Below are 18,410 nucleotides of genomic sequence, written 5' to 3' on the forward strand. Positions count from 1 at the left end.
TTTAGTCTTCCTGCTTATGGAACTCGTTGTATCCTTCCTCGGAGTAAATTTTCAAAAACTTTCTTCCATCGTCATCTTCTCCAGTATCAAAAGTTTCATCATGATTCTTAATTTCGCCGGTTATGCGTAATTCAAGGTTTTCTGCTAGAACTATTTGTTTTTTGATTTTGGCTTTTATAATGTTTGGGGCTATTTCGAACTGCGGGTCAAATGCCGACTTTTCAGGTAGTGCATTTACGTCAGCAATAAGTTTTTGCATATTAACTTCAGAGCTGTCAGGTGTGTATGATGTAAGTGTTTGATCAATTAGTGCCTTTATCTGAAAGTGCTGGCTTGTTCTGAAGTAGCTGACTATAGCATTGCGTAATGTCCAGAAATCACTATTTGATAACTTTTTTACTGCAGATATAAGAAGTTTTTCAATGGCTATGAAGGCACTCTTGGTATTGGTTTCTGGGGACGACAATGGTACTAGCTCCAAAAAGTCACGCCACCAATATTCCGAAATTTTTGCATTTGAGTCTCCAACCCAAATCTGTTCAATTATTGAGTCGCTAATTTTGAGAATGGCGCTTTTTTGTGCTATTTGTTTTTCAGGTAACCCTACTTTCCAATCGAAATTTTCATCTAAAAATCCAGCATGATCTATTTTAAAGAATAAAACGTATATCTCATCATATAACTCTATATGTGATTGAAGCAGGCTTCCTTTTCTTAGGGTGGTTATTTTTTTTAGCTTTTCTTGAGTGATTCTTTCAACGCGATGTAAGCGTTCAGCGGTTTGTCTAGATGCAACATCAAAGTTTGAAGTGGTGAGTTTTTTCGAAAGGGTTGACATCTCGCAGTTTTCAGAGGAGAAACGATGCTCTTGACCTTTATGGTTCTTCAGTATGCCTGATGCTAGTTCTTTAATGTAAGTCTGAATTTCTTCCTTTTTTGGGTTTTTATATGGAGCTGAAAGCCGATCGTTTTCGAGGCTAATCTCAAATATGGAAGTATTTAGTATTTTTATGACTTGAGGGATGAGTCCTTTGTCAGTGATTTCGTCAACGTGAGATTGCTCTGCTGCATTAGAATTCATAGTAGGCTCTCTAATGTTTTATGTTATTGGAGTCGAGGAGGGGGGATGAAGCTTGGTATCCGGAAACTGCGATTACGGCTATAAGGTGCTGTATGAATCGTGCAAAAAATATGAGAATTCTAGCTATCTTAACTAGATGGGCATTGCATTCTTCTTTTAGGTGAATGATTGCTTTGCTCAAGTCCTATGCTCCATTCAATTTTGCGTCCTTGATAAGCATGTGAAAAATATCAACTCACATTTCGCCTGAAGATTACCTATAGATACAGGAAGAGGCCAGCATTTTGGCATCGCGGCGAGGTCTCATCGGGTACGGTTTATCTGACGGCTAACTCCTACTTCTCGTCGGCCTGAGGTAGATTGCGACCCAAGCAAGGAAGGGCTCTTCCACGTTCTTTTGTTGCGGGGAAAGGACGTGATCTTTATAGTCCCGCTGTCGCCGTACATCGGCGATCGGATTTGGCGATCCGAGTTTCTGTGACGCGTGACAGCGTTCATACCCATGCTTTTTCCTTTGGATGCAAGCATAGGATTCTATGGCGGCTGTGCGTGGGAGATCTTCGGATCTGCCGGGTTTCACAGATAACCGGTTCGCCAACCTGCGTACAGCTGCCACCCTTCTTGTTTGGCGACAAGAGCGGTTGGTTCAAATTCTTATCTGTGAGGTTCTATCGATGGATCAATACAAGCCGTTTCAAACCAACCCCACCTGCGCTCCTGTCCTGGCGTTCAACACCTTTGCACCATCGCACCTTCTCCACGAAACCGCCCGCAGCCGCATCCGTATTGGCACTGAGCTGTTGGAAACGCTCACAACGAATAATCCAAATCTCCATCATATGGTTACAGCTGCGTTGGTCTCGCTGCGCGACGGCTTGGAGATGATGGGCGAAATCCAGCGCCGCCTGGATGGCCAGGCCGAACAGCAGACCTGAAACCTAAACTGATCAAACTGTGGGAGATGGTTTGCCTGCGATAGCGAAGTGCCAGTCGGCCTCTATCTCGACTGGACCACCGCCTTGCAGGCAAGCCAGCTCCCACAGGCATTTTTGCAGCGTCAGAAAATCCGGCACCCGCGCCCAAACCCGCTTTACTTACCCCTACCGCCCACCACCCATCCGCTAAATTGTTTCAAAACTTGACGCATTTGGATCCATCCACCATATTGATAGTTAGCAAACTAACTGTATGCGAACTATCCAGTGCCTCAATCCCTCGAACAACTCCAGATGAACCTCAGCAGCAGCATGGTGGTGGGCGCCCGTAACTGGCGCAAAATCTGCCAGACCACGCTGGTGAGCTATGGCATCTCCGAAGCCTGCGCCGTGCCGCTGTTGATGATCGGCCGCCTGGGCGATGGTGTGCATCAGGTCAAAGTCGCCCAGGCGTCGGGGATGGAAAGCCCGTCGCTGGTGCGCCTGCTCGACCGCCTGTGCACCGACGGTTATGTGTGCCGCACCGAAGACATCCATGACCGTCGCGCCAAGGCCTTGAGCCTGACCGAGCGCGGCCGCGAGCTGGTGCAAGCGGTGGAAGTGCAGTTGGTGCGCCTGCGCAAGGAAGTGCTGGCCGATATTCCCCACAGCGATATGGAAGCCGCGCTGCGTGTGCTGCGCGCCTTCGAGGCGGCGTCGCTTTGAACGGATTTTTTACCGGTTTCCCGCCCGCCCGTGATTGGTTCTACGGGGTGCGTACCTTCGCGGCGTCGATGATCGCGTTGTACATCGCCATGCTCATGCAAATGCCGCGTCCGTACTGGGCGATGGCCACGGTGTATATCGTCTCCAGCCCGTTTGTCGGCCCTACCAGTTCCAAAGCGCTGTACCGCGCCATCGGCACCTTCATGGGCGCGGCGGCGGCGGTGCTGTTTGTGCCGATGTTCGTGCAGTCGCCCTACATGCTGGTGGTGGTGATTGCCTTGTGGACGGGCACGTTGTTGTTTCTGTCCATGCACCTGCGCACCGCCAACAACTATGCGTTGATGCTGGCCGGCTACACCTTGCCGCTGATCGCCTTGCCGGTGGTGGATAACCCGCTGGCGGTGTGGGATGTGGCCGAGGCGCGCACCGAAGAAATCTTCCTGGGTATCGCAGTGGCAGCGGTGGTGGGCGCGATGTTCTGGCCGCGCCGCCTGATGCCGGTGTTCGATGGCTCGGTGGCCAAGTGGTTTGCCGATGCTCAGGTCTACAGCCAACGCTTTCTGACGCGCCAGGTTGAGCCTGAAGAAATCAGCACCCTGCGCGGCGGCATGGTCGCCACCTTCAACACCCTGGAATTGATGATCGGCCAGTTGCCCCACGAAGGCGCGCGGCCACAGACGGTGCGCAACACCAAGGAACTGCGCGGGCGCATGATTCACCTGTTGCCGGTGATCGATGCGCTGGATGATGCCGTGTACGCCATCGAGCATCGCGCACCGGAGTTTCTTGATCAGCTCAAGCCTTTGTTGGACGAAGCCAACGCCTGGCTGGAAGGCACCACCGAGCAAGCGCCCCTGGAACGCTGGCGCGTGCTGCGCGATAAGGTCGACGCCGCTCAACCCGAGGGCGAAGCGCTGGACGACCGGCACACGCTGCTGTTCTCCAACGCGCTCTACCGTCTCGCAGAGTGGATCGACCTGTGGCAAGACTGCCGCAGCCTGCAAGCCGCCATCCAGTGCGAAAGCCAGGACACCTGGCGCGCCGTCTACCGCCATTGGCGCCTGGGCCGGCTCACGCCGTTCCTCGACCGTGGGCTGATGTTCTACTCGGCGTTTTCGACGGTCACCGCGATCATCGTTGCCTCGGTGCTGTGGATCCTGCTCGGTTGGACCGACGGCGGCAGCGCGGTGATCCTGGCCGCCGTCGCCTGCAGCTTCTTTGCCTCGATGGACGACCCGGCGCCACAGATCTATCGGTTCTTTTTCTGGACCGCGATGTCGGTGCTGTTCGCCAGTCTTTACCTGTTTTTGGTGCTGCCCAACCTGCATGATTTTCCGATGCTGGTGCTGGCGTTCGCCGTACCGTTTATCTGCATCGGCACCCTCACCGTGCAGCCGCGTTTTTACCTGGGCATGCTGCTGACGTTGGTGAACACCTCGTCGTTCATCAGCATCCAGGGCGCCTATGACGCCGACTTCCTCAACTTCGCCAACGTCAACCTGGCGGGGCCGGTGGGGTTGCTGTTCGCGTTTGTGTGGACGCTGATCGCGCGGCCCTTCGGCGCCGAACTGGCGGCCAAGCGCCTGACGCGTTTCAGCTGGCGCGACATCGTCAGCCTCACCGAGCCCGCGACCCTGGCCGAACACCGGCACATGGCCGCGCAAATGCTCGACCGCCTGATGCAGCACCTGCCGCGCCTGGCCCTGATCAACCAGGACACCGGCACCGCCCTGCGCGATTTGCGCGTGGCGCTGAACCTGCTCGACCTGCTGGCGTACTCGCCGCGCATCCTCGGTGTGCCACGGGTGTTGCTCAATCAAGTCGTCGAAGGTGTGGGCGGTTACTTCAAAGCGTGCCTCAAGGCCGGTGAACGCTTGCCCGCGCCGAGCGGTCTGCTGATGACCCTGGACCGCACGCGCCGCGCCCTCAACGGCCAAGGCCTGCAAGACGAAGACGACACCCGCCTGCATCTTTTGCATGCGCTGGCGGGCTTGCGCCTGTCGCTGCTGCCGGGCGTGGAATTTATTGGCGGCACCGAGATGGAAGCGCCGCTGCCTGATGGAGCGCCTTTATGATCGGTGATCTGGATATCAGCGGGGTGTTCCTGCCCACGCTGCTGGTGCTGATGGGCATTACGTACGTGTTGTTCCTGGTGGTGCACGGGTTGTTGACCCGGCTCCACTTCTATCGCCTGGTCTGGCACCGGGCATTGTTCAATGTGGGGCTCTACGCGCTGTTGCTGGGCGCGGTGGACTCACTCAGTCGATACCTGATGACATGAAAAAACCTTTTTTGACCATCGGCCGTGTAGTCCTCACGCTGTTGATCGTGACGTTTGCGGTCGTCGTGGTGTGGCGCATGGTCATGTACTACATGTTTGCCCCCTGGACCCGTGACGGCCACATCCGTGCCGACATCGTGCAGATCGCGCCGGACGTGTCCGGGCTGATCCAGCGCGTGGACGTGCGCGACAACCAGTTGGTGACCAAGGGCCAAGTGCTCTTTGCCGTCGACCAGGACCGCTTCAAGCTGGCGTTACGCCAAGCCCAGGCCGCGGTGGCCGACCGCCAGGAAACCCTGGCCCAGGCCCAGCGCGAGTACAAACGTAACCGTGGTCTCGGCAACCTGGTGCCCAGCGAGCAACTGGAAGAAAGCCAGTCCCGCGTGGCCCGTGCCCAGTCGGCCCTGGCCGAAGCGCAGGTTACGGTGGATTCTGCGCAGCTCAACCTCGACCGCTCGGTAGTCCGCAGCCCCGTGGACGGCTACGTCAACGACCGTGCGCCGCGTACTCAGGAATTCGTCACCACCGGGCGCCCGGTGTTGTCGGTGGTGGACAGCAATTCTTTCCATATCGATGGTTATTTCGAAGAGACCAAGCTCGACGGCATCCACGTCGGCATGGCGGTGGACATCCGTGTGATCGGAGACAACGCCCGCCTGCGCGGCCATGTGCAGAGCATCGTCGCCGGTATCGAAGACCGCGACCGCAGCAGTGGCTCCAACCTGTTGCCCAACGTCAACCCGGCGTTCAGTTGGGTGCGCCTGGCCCAGCGGATTCCGGTGCGCATCGCCTTTGATGATGTGCCGGCGGACTTCCGCATGATCGCCGGGCGTACGGCTACCGTCTCGATCATCGGCGATAAGGTCAAAGACGGAGACCAGCCATGAAGCGGCTGTTGGCCACTGCCGCGCTGGGTGTGTTGCTGTCAGCCTGCCAGGCGGTGGGCCCGGATTACTCGCTGCCGGATAAAGCTGCGGTGAATCGTGGCGACCTGCAAGGGGCGATCGCCGGTGAGGGCAGCAACGTGGTGTCCACGCCGGTGCCGGCGGATTGGTGGCGGTTGTACAAAGACCCGCGCCTGGATGAGCTGGTGCGCCAGGCGATGGCCTCCAACACGGACCTGCGCGTGGCCGCCGCCAATCTGCAACGCGCGCGCTTCCAGACCCAGGAAGCTGAATCCGCAGGCGGTTGGAGCGCCGGCGCCAAGGCTGAGGCCCAGCGTTTGCAGGAGTCGGGCGAAGCGTTCTTGCTCGCGGATAAAGTGCCGGTCGCCAATATCGGCAGTGTGGGTATCAGCACCTCGTATCAGTTCGACCTGTTCGGCACCCTGCAACGCGGCATCGAAAGCGCCCAGGCCAGTGCCGACGCCGCGCAAGCTGCAGCGGATATCGCGCGTATCACCCTGGTGGCCGACGTGGTGCGTTCCTACACCCAGGTGTGCGCTGCCAACGAAGAAAAGGCCATCGCCCAGCATTCGCTCGACCTGCAAGCCGAAGGCACACGCCTGACTCAGCGCCTGCGCGACGCCGGCCGTGGCGACGAAACCCAGGTCACCCGTTCGCAAACCCAATTCAAGTCGTTGCGCGCCGATATGCCGCGTTATGACGCCGCGCGCCAGGCCGGGCTGTTTCGCTTGTCGATGTTGCTGGCCAAACCGGTGGATCAACTGCCCGCCGGCACCAGCAGCTGCGCCGAGTTACCGCACATCGCCCAACTGCTGCCGGTGGGGGATGGCGCCGCCTTGCTCAAGCGCCGTCCCGATGTGCGCCAGGCCGAGCGCCAACTGGCCGCTGCGACGGCGCGGATTGGCGTGGCCACCGGCGCGCTGTACCCGGACATCAGCATCGGTGCCACAGTCGGCACGGTGGGTATCCTGGACAACCTCGGCGAGCCCGCCACCAATCGCTGGGGCTTTGGCCCGCTGATCAGTTGGACGGTGCCGACCAACGGCGCCCGGGCCCGTATCCATGAAGCCGAAGCCGCGACCCAGGGCGCCCTGGCGCACTTCGATGGGGTGGTGCTCAACGCCATTCGCGAAACGCAGACCGGGCTGGCGCAATACACCGCGTTGCTGCAGCGGCGCGATGCGCTGGCCGAAGCCGAAGCCTCGTCCGAAGAAGCCGCCGACCAGACGCACCGCTTCTACCAGGCCGGTCGCGCTTCGTTCCTGGCCGATCTGCAAGCCACCGGCACCCACACCAGCATGCGCGCGCAACTGGCCGCCGCCAACACCCAGGTCGCCATGAGCCAGATCGATCTGTTCCTGGCGCTGGGCGGCGGTTGGGAAAGCGGACGAACGCAACCCGCGTCGGCCAGCAAACCCTGAGCAAATAGCTATGCTTTGACTGGCGGGCTCCCGTGATGGCCCGCCGGTCAACGTTCGCGTTTGCTCATGGGGATTCCAATAATGAAAAACCCTTATGCTCCCGCTTTCTGGTGCGTGTGTTTTGCACTGGTGTTGTTATCGGCCACCTACTTCTACGGCGTCATGCTGGCTCACCAACTCGACAAGGCGATGGTGTTCCTCGACAGCGCCTGCCTGGTGATTGGCACCCTGTCCATCGGCGTCGTGGCCTGGGCGTCCTACCAGAACCAGCGGGTGAAGAAAAAACTCCTCGAACAAGGCAAGACCCGCGTGGCGATCTGGGATACCAAGGTTGCGTTGCGCCGGGTCGAGACCGTGTTCGACCGCTACTTCTGGGGCAGCTACTGGCAACCGGGGCGCACTTTCCAGGAAGTCATGGGTGACCTGACCGGCACGCCCCTGGAAAAAAGTCTCGAAGTTCTGAAGAAGCAGTGCGTGGCGCTCGATCAACAGGTCGCGGACGGTAGGCACTGGCTGAATAACGCGCGGGAACTGTCCGATGTGGCCACGCAAATGGCCCGCGAGCGCTACCAACTGGACTTCTGCGACCCCAAGGCCGACACCCCCGGCAATGCCGTGATACACCGCGAGTTTGAGGTGCTGGTGTACACTTGGACGGCCCGCCTGAAGAGTTTCGACCATCAGTTGGATGAAATCGAGCTGGAGTATTCCTGAACTAGTACTGAACTGATCCCTCTGAAAAGCTGGGCCGTTCGCGGCCGCCAGTGCTAATCTTCCCCCGTTTTCGGCGGGCTTGAGCCAATCCCCCACGGGGTTCAAGGAAGACAGCCCACTTCTCACAGGATTTGATCAGGTCACTTCATGAATAAGCCAGCCGTTGTTCTTTTGGGTTTCGTTGTCGCCGTCGGCGTCGTCAGTGCAGGCGGTGCCTGGTACACCGGTAAGCAACTGGAGCCCGTGCTGCAAACGGCGGTGCAGGACGCCAACAAGGAACTGCAACGTTCCATGGCCGGTGTCGACGGTACCGTTAACCTGGAGCTGGTGTCCCTGGACCGTGGCCTGTTCAGCAGCACCGCGCACTACCGCCTCAAGGGCCAGGGCTCGTTCTTCGGCGAGCAGAACCCGAACCCCGAGCTGCTGTTTGTCGACCATATCGAACACGGCCCGCTGCCGTTCTCGCGCCTGGTGTCGCTGAAGTGGCTGCCGGTCATGGCCACCAGTCATTTCGAACTGGAAAAGAACGCCACCACCGAAAAATGGTTCGCCGCTGCCAAGGACGTGTCGCCGCTCAAAGGCGTGGCCAATATCGGCTACAGCCGTTCGGTCACCGGCAACCTCGAATTGCTGCCGCTGGAGTTCAAGGACGTGACGTCCTCGGTGAACTTCTCTGGCCTGAACCTGGACTTTGACAGCACTGCCGAAGGCAAGAAGGTCAAGGTGGATGGCTACATGAACAGCCTCAAACTGGATGTCATCGACGCCAACGGCGCGCCGTTCAGCGCCGAATTCGCTGGCCTGACCGTGGCCAGCAACCTGGAAAAATCCACCTTCGGCTTCTACACCGGGCAGAACACCGTTGAGCTGACCGATACCAAGCTCACCTTCGGCCCGCAGAAAGCGGTGATGACCCTCAAGGGCTTTGAGCAGAAAGACACCAGCGAAGTCAAAGACAACAACATGTCCGGCCGCGTCGACTACAAGATCGACGAGATCGGCTATCAGGGCAAACCGGTCGGCTCTGCCGCCATGGCCCTGAGCTTGAAGAACATCGACGTGCCGTCGGGCCTGGTGCTGACCAAGCTGTATCAGGACAAGATGCAGCCGGTGCAAGCCGCTGCCGCAGCCGGTCAACCGGTGCCTGAGCTGCAACTGACCGAAGCCGAGCAGACCCTGGCAGAAGCCAACGTCAACCAATTGCTGGCCGCCAAGCCGCACCTGGCGTTGGAAAACCTGTCGCTGAAAACCACCCACGGTGAAAGCAAATTCAACCTGGTGCTGGACCTGGCCAAGCCGACCTCTATGGAGCTGCCTCCGGTAGAGTTGGGCAAGCAAATGGTCTCGCTGCTGGACGCCAACCTGACCCTGTCCAAGCCAATGATCGCTGACGTTGCCGCCCTGCAAGCACAGGTCGGTGGTGTGACCGACCCTAAAGCCATCGAGCAGCAATCCCAGATGGCCAGCGAGATGGTCAGCGGCATGGCCGTCGGCACGCAACTGGCAACCCTGGTCGGCAGCGACGTGGTGTCCAAGCTGCATTACGCCAACAATGAAGTGACGTTCAACGGCCAGAAGATGACCGTCGAGCAATTCATCGGCTTTGTGATGTCCAAAGTCGGTGCGGTCGGCGGCGCGCAGTAAAGATTTCGCCATCGCCCAGAAATAATTAATGGGGGAGCAGGGTTGCCCGCGGTAAAGGTCAAAAGGTCGGCACTCATGTCGATTAGCCACCCTTTATCGCAGGCAAACCTGCTCCCCCATTGGTTTTTCAGATTTGGCGTTCAATTCTGAACAATTGTTATGAGTTGTCCTTTTTCCTACAGGCTTCGGAGATAGTTCATACAGGAAAGCTAGGTCGGGTCACGAGACGCCGACACCCTGATGCAAATTGCTCAGGACCACCTATCGTTACAGCTTTCCGTGTGTAAGGAAGCTCACGATATGCTGCGAAACCTCCCACTCAGTGCCTCAGGCCGGTTACGGCTGCTCATCGGGGTAACCTTGTGCAGCCAGTTGCTGATGCCCACCTTCGCCATGGCCGACCCGGCTTATGACGCCCTGATCATCCAGGCGCGCAACGGCAACTTCACACCCGCCCTGACTCAATTGCGCCAATGGCCGGCCGAGCGCCAGACGCCAGGCCAGATCAGCGATCACCTGGTGATCGCCGGTTGGGCCGGCCAGGACGCCGAAGTGCTCAAGGTGTACGAGGCACAGGGACAGAATCGCAACTTGACCGCCCAGGCGCTGGCCACGGTCGCACGCACGTATCGCAACCAGAAACAGTGGGCGCAGGCCGAGGCGGTCTATCGCAAGGCGCTGCTGCGTGAGCCGAACAATGTCGACCTGCAACTGGGCCTGGCCCTTACCCAGGCTGACGGCGGCAAAGCCAGCGAAGCCGTGCAACGCGCTCGTGCGCTGGTGACCGCCAAACCGGATGATCCCAACCGACGTATGGCACTGGGTTATGCGCTGACCCGCGCGGGCTTGCAGTACGACGCGCTGTTTGAATTCGACCAGGCGTTTACCCGCGCCGGTGACAAGCCGGAAGTGGCTCGCGAATACGTTGTTGCCTTGCAAAAAGCACGTCTGCCCGAGCCTGCACTGCGGCTGTCCGCCCAGCGTCCCGGTCTTGTCGACCCGGTGACCCAGCGTCGCCTAGAAGGTGACCTGGCCGCCGAACGCGTGCGCATGGCCGAGTTCGCCACGCGTACCGAGAAAGAGCGTTATGTCATCGCCGATCGCGCCTTACAGGGCTACGACCAGCTCCTTGCCCGTTGGACCCCGGACCCTACGGCCAAAGACGACGTGGTGCGTTGGCGCATCGACCGCCTGGGTGCGCTCAAGGCGCGGGCGCGTACTGCCGAGGTGATCCGCGAGTACGAAACCCTCCAGGCCGAAGGTGTGCAGTTGCCCACCTATGCGGTGCGTTGGGTGGCCGCGTCCTACCTCGACCAGCGCCTACCGGAAAAGGCGGCGCCGTTGTATCGCCAAGCGCTGAGCGCACCCGATGCGGACGTGGGCGACCGCGTTGAAGACAGCACCGCCTTGTTCTACGCCTTGCTCGAAAACGACCAGGTGGATGAGGCGCGGGCGGTCGCCAAGAACCTGGCCGACAGCCAGAAACCCCGGGTTGAACTCAAGGGGCTGCCGATCGGCAACCCTAACGATGAGTGGATGGACGCCCAACAACTGGCTGCCCAGGCCGGCACCTATGGTTCCGACCTGCCATCCAGCGAAAAGGCCCTAGAAGAACTGGTCGGCAAGGCGCCTGGCAGCATCGGCCTGCGCCTGGCGCAAGCCGAGATGTACCGCGCCCGCGACTGGCCACGCCGCGCCGAACGTTCGCTCAAGGAAACCGAAGCGCAGAGCCCGCGTGACATCGGCCTGGAGATGTCCCAAGGCTTCACGGCCCTGGACCTGCAGGAATGGCGTCAACTCGACATTCTCACCGACGACGTGGTCGCCCGTAACCCGGACAACCGCCAGGTACAGCGCCTCAAACGCCTGCGTGATGTGCACGACATGGCCGAGCTGCGGGTCGAAGCCTATACCGGCAAAAGTTTCGGCGGCGGCAACAACGGTGATGCCGGTGCCGTCTCGGGTAGCCGCGACTGGGGCATTGAAAGCCGGATCTACACGCCGCCCATCGACGAAGACTGGCGCGTGTTCGCCGGTGCCGGTTATGCCACTGCCGACTTTGAAGAGGGCACTGGCCATCACCGTTGGCAAGTGGTCGGCGTAGAGCGTCGGACCCGCGACATGACCATTGAAGCCGAGGTCTCCAACCACTCCTACGGCGATGGCTCCAAACAAGGCGCCGCCGTGTCGATTGCCCGTGACATCAACGATAACTGGCAGTACGGCGGTAGCCTTGGCTACCTGCTGTCCACCACGCCATTGCGGGCCTTGAATGACGGGATCACGGCCAACGGCGGCAGCGGTTTCATCCGCTGGCGCGCCAACGAAAGCCGCGAGTGGAAACTGACCCTCAGCCCGTCCCATTTCAGCGACGGCAACGATCGTTTCGAGGCCTTGCTCAGCGGCCGCGAAGGCCTTTACAGCTCGCCGAAAGTGCAAGTGGACCTGGGCCTGGAAGTCGGCGCCAGCCGCAACAGCAAGGAAGACACGGTCTACTTCAACCCGAAGTCAGACTTCACCGTGTTGCCTGTCCTCAACATCAATCATGTGCTCTATCACCGCTACGAGACCCAGTGGAGTCAGCAGTTCCAGGTCGGTGCGGGTACTTATAGCCAGCAGGATTATTCCACGGGTGGCATCGGTCTGGTGGGCTACGGCCAACGCTATCGCTGGAACGACGTCCTGGAAGCCGGCGCCAACCTGAGCCTGATCAGCCGACCTTACGACGGCGATCGCGAACGCGATCTGCGTCTGCTCGTCGACCTCACTTACCGTTTCTAGAAGAGCCTGACCATGACCGTCCTCAGCCGATGCTTGTTGATTCTGGGCGTAATGCTGGCCAGTGCCTGTGCCCAGCAACCCGCGCCTTTCACTCCACCCGCCGAGCGGCCGACCCCGGCCAACGAAGCGCCGTGGCCGAAAAACCATTTCCTGGGCATTGCCTACCATGACGTCGAGGATCGCGACCCCGATCAGGCGGTGGTGGCGGTGCGTACCGAACGTTTGATCGAGCAGTTGGCCTGGCTGCGGGAGAACGGCTACAAGGCGGTCAGCGTCGATCAGATCCTGGCGGCGCGCAACGGCGGTCCTGAGTTGCCGCCCAAAGCGATCATGCTCAGCTTCGACGACGGCTATTCGAGCTTCTACACCCGCGTGATGCCGATCCTGCGTGCCTATCGCTGGCCGGCCTTGCTGGCGCCGGTGGGCTATTGGATCGACACGCCGATGAACCAGCCGGTGGACTTCGCCGGCCAGCCACGGCCGCGTGGCGAGTTCCTGACCTGGCAGCAGATCCGCGAAGTGTCTCAATCGGGCCTGGTGGAAATCGCTGCACACACCGACAACAACCACAAAGGCATCCTGGCCAACCCCCAGGGCAACCTGGAGCCGGCGGCGACCTCGCTGCGTTTTGATCCGGCCACCGGGCGCTATGAAAGCCAGGCGCAATTCGATGCGCGGATGCGTGCCGATGTGGTGGCGATCTCCAACAAGATCCAAAGCGTCACCGGCAAGAAACCACGGGTGTGGGTATGGCCTTATGGTGCTGCCAAAGGCACCTCGCTGGCGATCATTGGCGAGCAGCGTTACCAGATGGCCCTGACCCTGGAAGATGGCCTCGACAGCTCCACTGACCTGATGAACAGCCCACGCTTCCTGGTGGCCTCCGACCCGGATGGCGAGCATTTCGCCAACAGCATGGTCGCGGTACAAACCAAGGCGCCGATGCGCGTGTTGCATGTGGACCTGGATAACGTCTACGACCCGGACCCGGCTCAACAGGCACGCAATCTCGACCAGTTGGTACAGCGCGTGGTGGATATGGGCGCCGGCACGGTGTTCCTGCAAGCCTTCGCCGATCCCAAGGGTGATGGCCTGGTGCATTCGGTGTACTTCCCCAACCGCCACTTGCCGGTACGCGCCGACCTGTTCAACCGCGTCTCGTGGCAGTTGCACACCCGTGCCCATGCTGCGGTGTACGCCTGGATGCCGGTGCTCAGTTTTGCCCTCGACCCCAAGCTGCCACGCGTAACGCGCTGGGACCCGGAAACCGGCAAGGTCGGCCTCGACCCGGACCAATATAAACGCCTGTCGCCGTTCGACCCGCAGGTGCGCAAGATCATCGGTGAGATCTACGAGGACCTGGCGCGCAACAACGCCATCGACGGTGTGCTGTACCACGACGATGCGGTGTTCAACGATTTCGAAGATGCCAGCCCCGCCGCGCTCAAGGCCTATGCCGCCGCCGGCCTGCCGAACACCATTGAGGCGCTGCGTGCCGACCCGGCCGTGATGCAACGCTGGACCCGCTTCAAGAGCCGCTACCTGATCGACTTCACCAAGGAGCTGACTGCCAAGGTCCGCGCCATCGGTGGGCCGCAAATACTGACCGCGCGCAATATCTTCGCCGAGCCGATGCTCAACCCCGGCAGCGAAACCTGGTTTGCGCAGAACCTGGATGATTTCCTGCAGACCTACGACTGGACCGCGCCCATGGCCATGCCGCTGATGGAAGGCCAGGAGTACAGCAACTCCAATGCCTGGCTGGAGAAGCTGGTCGCCACGGTCAAGGCGCGCCCCGGTGCCATGGAGCGCACGGTGTTCGAACTGCAAGCCAAAGACTGGCGCACCAAGGCCGCACCGGACATCGGCGCCAAGCAGATGGCTGAATGGATGGGCGTACTCAAGCGCCAGGGTGTCACGAGTTTTGGCTACTACCCGGACAACTTCCTGGAAAACTCCCCGGACCTGAAGACAGTGCGTCCGGCCCTTTCCAACCAATGGAACCCTTGACCATGTTCGATAGAATCCTGGCTTTATTCGTGCTGGCATTGGTATTGGGTGTGCCCCTGGGCCTGATCTTCCTGGTCACCGGGCAGTTCCTGATGGACTTTGTGTTTTTCTATCCGCTGTTCATGTCGGCGCTGTGGATCGCAGGCGGCCTGTATTTCTGGCTGCACTGGGAGCGCCATTGGCCCTGGAAAGAGGATACGCCGGCTCCCGAGCTGGCCGGTAACCCGCTGATCTCGATCATCATCCCTTGCTACAACGAAGGGGATAATGCCGCCGATACCATCCATGCGGCACTGGGTCAGCTCTACCCGAACATCGAAGTGATCGCGGTAAACGACGGCTCCAAGGACAACACCGCCGAGGTACTCGACGCCCTGGCGCTGGAGAACCCGCGTCTGCGCGTGCTGCACTTGGCGCAGAACCAAGGCAAGGCAGTGGCCTTGCGGATGGGCGCCGTGGCGGCGCGCAGTGAATTCCTGGTGTGCATCGACGGCGACGCGTTGCTGGATAAAAACGCGGCGGCTTATATGGTTGCGCCGATGCTGGATAACCCGCGCCTGGGAGCGGTGACCGGCAACCCGCGCATTCGCACACGCTCGACCTTGATCGGCCGTGTGCAGGTCGGTGAGTTCTCTTCGATCATCGGCTTGATCAAGCGCACGCAGCGAGTGTTTGGCCGGATCTTCACGGTATCGGGTGTGGTGGTCGCGTTCCGTAAAAAGGCGCTGGACCGCATCGACTACTGGAGCACCGACATGATCACCGAGGACATCGATGTCAGTTGGAAGCTGCAGCTCGATCACTGGAGCATCTTCTACGAGCCCCGTGCCTTATGCTGGATCCTGATGCCTGAAACCGTCGGCGGCCTGTGGAAACAGCGCCTGCGCTGGGCCCAGGGTGGGGCGGAAGTGCTGTTCAAGAATATCCGTGGTATCTGGCAATGGCGTCATCGCTACCTGTGGCCGCTGTTGTTCGAATACTGCCTGTCCACCGGCTGGGCGTTTACTTTCCTGCTGTCGGTGATCTTCTACGTGCTCGGCAAGTTCATGGTGTTGCCTCCGGCGATCACGGTGGACTCCCTGGTTCCGCCAGCGTTTACCGGCCTGGTGCTGGCCATGGTGTGCCTGGTGCAGTTCGCCGTGAGCATCATGATCGACCGCCGCTACGAGAAAGATCTGTGGAAGACCCTGTTCTGGACGGTGTGGTATCCGATGGTGTTCTGGCTGGTCAGCCTGTTCACCACCCTGGTCAGTTTTCCCAAGGTGCTGTTCAACCAGCACCAGAAGCGCGCGCGCTGGGTCAGCCCGGATCGCGGCATCAAACCTACTGAAGAGGAGGCGTGACCATGAAACTGGTCAGAACCCGCCAACGGATGGTGATGTGGATCATCGATGTGCTGCTGACCCTGATGGCCTGGGCCGGGTTGATCTGGCTGCTGGCACGGGGGATCAATTCGATGCTGGAGACCCACGGTGGACCGCGTATCGAAGCGCCGATCTTTGCTGCGCTCAATACCTTGCAGGTGTACCTGTGGATTGCATTGTTCAACGCTGTGATCCTGGTCACCTGGGCGCGCTACCAGCAACGCAAAGGGCGCAAGTTTGCCCAGCGTCGCGCCGAGGCCAAGGCACTCACCGACAAGAATCTGAGCGAGAGCTTCAGCCTGGGCGAAGGTGACCTGGAGCAACTGCGTCGGCCTGGGGTACTGGTGATCCACAACGATGAGGAAGGCGGTGTGGCGCAGGTCAAATCCCATGTTTCCCGCGATGTGGAAAAACCCGGGCTGACCTTGGTGCCTGGCAAAGACCAGAACAAAGACGCCAGCTGAAACAGTGTTGGAAGATCGTTCCCATGCAATGTGGGAACGATCCGGTTTAATCCCGACAAATGGGATCCAATTCACAAAACTTCCGCGAACTTTTCTGCTTTTCCCTGTACTAACCTATCTCGGCAATAACTTGATGGCCAACTAATGGCTATTTAAACGTTGTCCGACGAATCGCGATCAAGAGTGCTGCCGCTGGTCGGAATAATATTTCCGGTGACAGGCGTGATATCTCTTTGATTATTTTTAGTTGTTATTAATCAATTGCTTGCATGAGTAACTAGTACGAATGTCCAACTAGCTCTTATTTTTGAGTTGTCGGAAGTTCGGTGTTAGTTTGCCGGCCCTTGATTTTCGATGGATCGAACATGTCTTTGTTATTGCCACGGACTCGGTATCTGCTGTGCACTTTCCTGCTCGCTTATTTGAGTCTGAACAGCGCCACGGCCGCGCCTACGCCTGGAGACCAGGACCTGATCCGCGACCGCCAGAACCGCCTCCTCGAAGAGCAGCGCCGGCGCCTGGAAGAACTCCAGGACCTGCCCGGCAAAGGCACCCAGCCCCAAGCGCCGGCGCTGCCGGCGGATACCCGTTGCTTTCCCATCCAGGACATCGAACTCAAGGGCGCCGACAGCCTGTCCGCAGCCGACCGCGCACGCCTGCTCAAACCCTATATCGGCCAGTGCCTGGGCGTGGCGCAGCTCAATGAATTGCTCAAGGTCATCACCGACTATTACATCGCCAAAGGCCGGGTCACCAGCCGCGCGTACCTGCCGCAGCAGGATCTTTCCAGCGGTCATCTGCAAGTACTCGTGGTCGAAGGCAAGCTCGAAGCCTTGAAGGGCGCCGAGGGCAGCAGCGTGACCGACCGCGAACTGGCCATGGCGTTTCCCGGCAAGGTGGGAGAAGCACTCAACCTGCGCGAAGTCGAACAGTTGGTGGACCAACTCCGCCGCTTGCCCTCCAAACAGGCACAGATGGAATTGACCCCTGGCAGCCAGATCGGCGGCAGTGAGGTCGTGGTCAAGAACGTGCCGCAAAAGCCCTGGCGCGCCAGCCTGTCGCGTAACAACGATGGTCAGAAAAGTACTGGCGAACAGCAATGGGGCGCGGGCCTGGAATGGGACAGCCCACTGGGACTGGCCGATCAACTGATTCTGCGCGGTGGACACGACGCCATCAGCGACCACCAGAAAACCTCGAAAAGCAGCATGTTCTATTACAACCTGCCGTGGGGCTGGTGGAACTTCAGCTACAGCTACAGCGAGAGTGAATACCGCACCTTCGGCAGGGTCGATGACTTCAAATTCAAGCAAAACGGCGACAGCCAGAACCACCAACTGCGCGCCGAACGCGTGATCCATCGCGACGATGTGAGCAAGACCTCGGTCAACGTTGGCTTGACGCACCTGCGCACCAACAACTACGTGCTCGACGCACGCCTGCCGACCAGCAGCAACCGCCTCAGCGAGTTCCAGGTCGGCCTCACCCACGGGCGGCGTATCGGCAGCGCCTTCGTCAACCTGGATGTGGGCATGCAAAACGGTATCGGCGCGTTTGACGCGCAAAGCAATCGGCAAGAGCGAGACGCCCAGGGCAACCTCACGGCGACGCCGCGCTATCGCAAATACACCGCCACGATGAGCTACCTGCAACCCTTCACGTTGTGGGGTGAGTCGTTGAGTTTTTCCAGCCTTGCCACTGGGCAGCGCAGTGAAGATGTCCTGTATTCACCGCAACGCATGAGCCTGGGTGGTTCCTACTCGGTACGCGGTTTCAAGGACCAGCAACTGAACGGCGACAGCGGTGGCTACTGGCGCAACGAAGTGCGCTGGGCGCGACCGGTCACCCTGGACTGGATGCGCCCGGCCTTCGCCGAATACGGCGCCAGTGTCGGTTATGACCAGGGCGTGATTCGCAACGATCGCTACAACGATGACGAGCACGGGCGGGTATCGAGCAATTCCGTCGAGCTGTTCGCCCGCGGCAAATACGTCAGCACCAGCGTGACCTTTGCCCATTCCCTGGAGCGACCAGGCGTGGTGACCGAGCGCGAAGCGCCGATCTATTTCCGCCTGGATTTCTTCCTGTAATTCAACGCCGCTGCC

Annotated in this window: 14 protein-coding genes; 13 read left to right on the plus strand and 1 reads right to left on the minus strand. The window is 59.6% G+C overall.

From position 1 onward, the window contains the following. Window position 1: 1 nt before the first annotated feature. Window positions 2-1,081 (minus strand): nucleoid-associated protein, encoded by a 1,080-nt coding sequence (locus tag CI807_RS07165; protein WP_095014182.1) that lies wholly within the window; start codon window positions 1,079-1,081, stop codon window positions 2-4. 674 nt (window positions 1,082-1,755) lie between these two features. On the opposite strand from CI807_RS07165, the gene CI807_RS07170 reads away from it, so the two are divergent. The 13 genes from CI807_RS07170 to CI807_RS07230 all read left to right on the plus strand — a co-directional run bounded on the left by CI807_RS07170 (window position 1,756) and on the right by CI807_RS07230 (window position 18,395). Continuing rightward, window positions 1,756-2,016: a hypothetical protein gene (locus CI807_RS07170; RefSeq protein WP_095014183.1), complete on the plus strand. Its 261-nt coding sequence runs from the start codon at window positions 1,756-1,758 to the stop codon at window positions 2,014-2,016. 294 nt (window positions 2,017-2,310) lie between these two features. Next, complete coding sequence (locus CI807_RS07175) at window positions 2,311-2,721, plus strand: MarR family winged helix-turn-helix transcriptional regulator (protein WP_016976686.1); 411 nt, start codon at window positions 2,311-2,313, stop codon at window positions 2,719-2,721. Then, window positions 2,718-4,796, plus strand: a complete 2,079-nt coding sequence (locus CI807_RS07180; protein ID WP_095014184.1) for an FUSC family protein — start codon at window positions 2,718-2,720, stop codon at window positions 4,794-4,796. Before CI807_RS07175 ends, CI807_RS07180 begins: the two co-directional genes overlap by 4 nt. Further along, the gene (locus CI807_RS07185; RefSeq protein ID WP_010214247.1) at window positions 4,793-5,002 is read left to right on the plus strand and encodes a DUF1656 domain-containing protein; all 210 of its coding nucleotides are present in this window, start codon (window positions 4,793-4,795) and stop codon (window positions 5,000-5,002) included. Before CI807_RS07180 ends, CI807_RS07185 begins: the two co-directional genes overlap by 4 nt. Further along, window positions 4,999-5,889, plus strand: coding sequence for an efflux RND transporter periplasmic adaptor subunit (locus CI807_RS07190; RefSeq protein WP_095014185.1), 891 nt, complete (start codon window positions 4,999-5,001; stop codon window positions 5,887-5,889). The genes CI807_RS07185 and CI807_RS07190 overlap by 4 nt, the downstream gene beginning before the upstream one ends. Beyond that, the gene (locus CI807_RS07195; RefSeq protein WP_095014186.1) at window positions 5,886-7,328 is read left to right on the plus strand and encodes an efflux transporter outer membrane subunit; all 1,443 of its coding nucleotides are present in this window, start codon (window positions 5,886-5,888) and stop codon (window positions 7,326-7,328) included. Before CI807_RS07190 ends, CI807_RS07195 begins: the two co-directional genes overlap by 4 nt. Before the next feature lie 81 nt (window positions 7,329-7,409). Further along, complete coding sequence (locus CI807_RS07200) at window positions 7,410-8,042, plus strand: hypothetical protein (protein ID WP_028615228.1); 633 nt, start codon at window positions 7,410-7,412, stop codon at window positions 8,040-8,042. A 147-nt stretch (window positions 8,043-8,189) separates the two neighbouring features. Beyond that, window positions 8,190-9,686, plus strand: coding sequence for a YdgA family protein (locus CI807_RS07205; RefSeq protein WP_095014187.1), 1,497 nt, complete (start codon window positions 8,190-8,192; stop codon window positions 9,684-9,686). A gap of 300 nt (window positions 9,687-9,986) precedes the next feature. Next, a complete protein-coding gene (gene pgaA, locus CI807_RS07210) occupies window positions 9,987-12,467 on the plus strand; it encodes a poly-beta-1,6 N-acetyl-D-glucosamine export porin PgaA (RefSeq protein ID WP_095014188.1) in 2,481 nt (826 codons plus the stop codon). A gap of 12 nt (window positions 12,468-12,479) precedes the next feature. Further along, complete coding sequence (pgaB, locus tag CI807_RS07215; RefSeq protein WP_095014189.1) at window positions 12,480-14,477, plus strand: poly-beta-1,6-N-acetyl-D-glucosamine N-deacetylase PgaB; 1,998 nt, start codon at window positions 12,480-12,482, stop codon at window positions 14,475-14,477. Window positions 14,478-14,479: 2 nt separating this feature from the next. Then, window positions 14,480-15,820, plus strand: a complete 1,341-nt coding sequence (gene pgaC, locus CI807_RS07220; RefSeq protein ID WP_095014190.1) for a poly-beta-1,6-N-acetyl-D-glucosamine synthase — start codon at window positions 14,480-14,482, stop codon at window positions 15,818-15,820. A gap of 2 nt (window positions 15,821-15,822) precedes the next feature. Further along, complete coding sequence (pgaD, locus tag CI807_RS07225) at window positions 15,823-16,305, plus strand: poly-beta-1,6-N-acetyl-D-glucosamine biosynthesis protein PgaD (protein ID WP_095014191.1); 483 nt, start codon at window positions 15,823-15,825, stop codon at window positions 16,303-16,305. 365 nt (window positions 16,306-16,670) lie between these two features. After that, a complete protein-coding gene (locus tag CI807_RS07230) occupies window positions 16,671-18,395 on the plus strand; it encodes a ShlB/FhaC/HecB family hemolysin secretion/activation protein (RefSeq protein ID WP_095014192.1) in 1,725 nt (574 codons plus the stop codon). Window positions 18,396-18,410: the final 15 nt, after the last annotated feature.

The organism is Pseudomonas sp. NS1(2017), assembly GCF_002269425.1.
Classification (GTDB): Bacteria; Pseudomonadota; Gammaproteobacteria; order Pseudomonadales; family Pseudomonadaceae; genus Aquipseudomonas; species Aquipseudomonas reactans.

Coding starts and splice junctions, on each gene's coding strand:
- CI807_RS07165 (WP_095014182.1), bottom strand. CDS start 1,081: ATGAATTCTAATGCAGCAGAGCAATCTCACGTTGACGAAATCACTGAC.
- CI807_RS07170 (WP_095014183.1), top strand. CDS start 1,756: ATGGATCAATACAAGCCGTTTCAAACCAACCCCACCTGCGCTCCTGTC.
- CI807_RS07175 (WP_016976686.1), top strand. CDS start 2,311: ATGAACCTCAGCAGCAGCATGGTGGTGGGCGCCCGTAACTGGCGCAAA.
- CI807_RS07185 (WP_010214247.1), top strand. CDS start 4,793: ATGATCGGTGATCTGGATATCAGCGGGGTGTTCCTGCCCACGCTGCTG.
- CI807_RS07190 (WP_095014185.1), top strand. CDS start 4,999: ATGAAAAAACCTTTTTTGACCATCGGCCGTGTAGTCCTCACGCTGTTG.
- CI807_RS07195 (WP_095014186.1), top strand. CDS start 5,886: ATGAAGCGGCTGTTGGCCACTGCCGCGCTGGGTGTGTTGCTGTCAGCC.
- CI807_RS07200 (WP_028615228.1), top strand. CDS start 7,410: ATGAAAAACCCTTATGCTCCCGCTTTCTGGTGCGTGTGTTTTGCACTG.
- CI807_RS07205 (WP_095014187.1), top strand. CDS start 8,190: ATGAATAAGCCAGCCGTTGTTCTTTTGGGTTTCGTTGTCGCCGTCGGC.
- pgaA (WP_095014188.1), top strand. CDS start 9,987: ATGCTGCGAAACCTCCCACTCAGTGCCTCAGGCCGGTTACGGCTGCTC.
- pgaB (WP_095014189.1), top strand. CDS start 12,480: ATGACCGTCCTCAGCCGATGCTTGTTGATTCTGGGCGTAATGCTGGCC.
- pgaC (WP_095014190.1), top strand. CDS start 14,480: ATGTTCGATAGAATCCTGGCTTTATTCGTGCTGGCATTGGTATTGGGT.
- pgaD (WP_095014191.1), top strand. CDS start 15,823: ATGAAACTGGTCAGAACCCGCCAACGGATGGTGATGTGGATCATCGAT.
- CI807_RS07230 (WP_095014192.1), top strand. CDS start 16,671: ATGTCTTTGTTATTGCCACGGACTCGGTATCTGCTGTGCACTTTCCTG.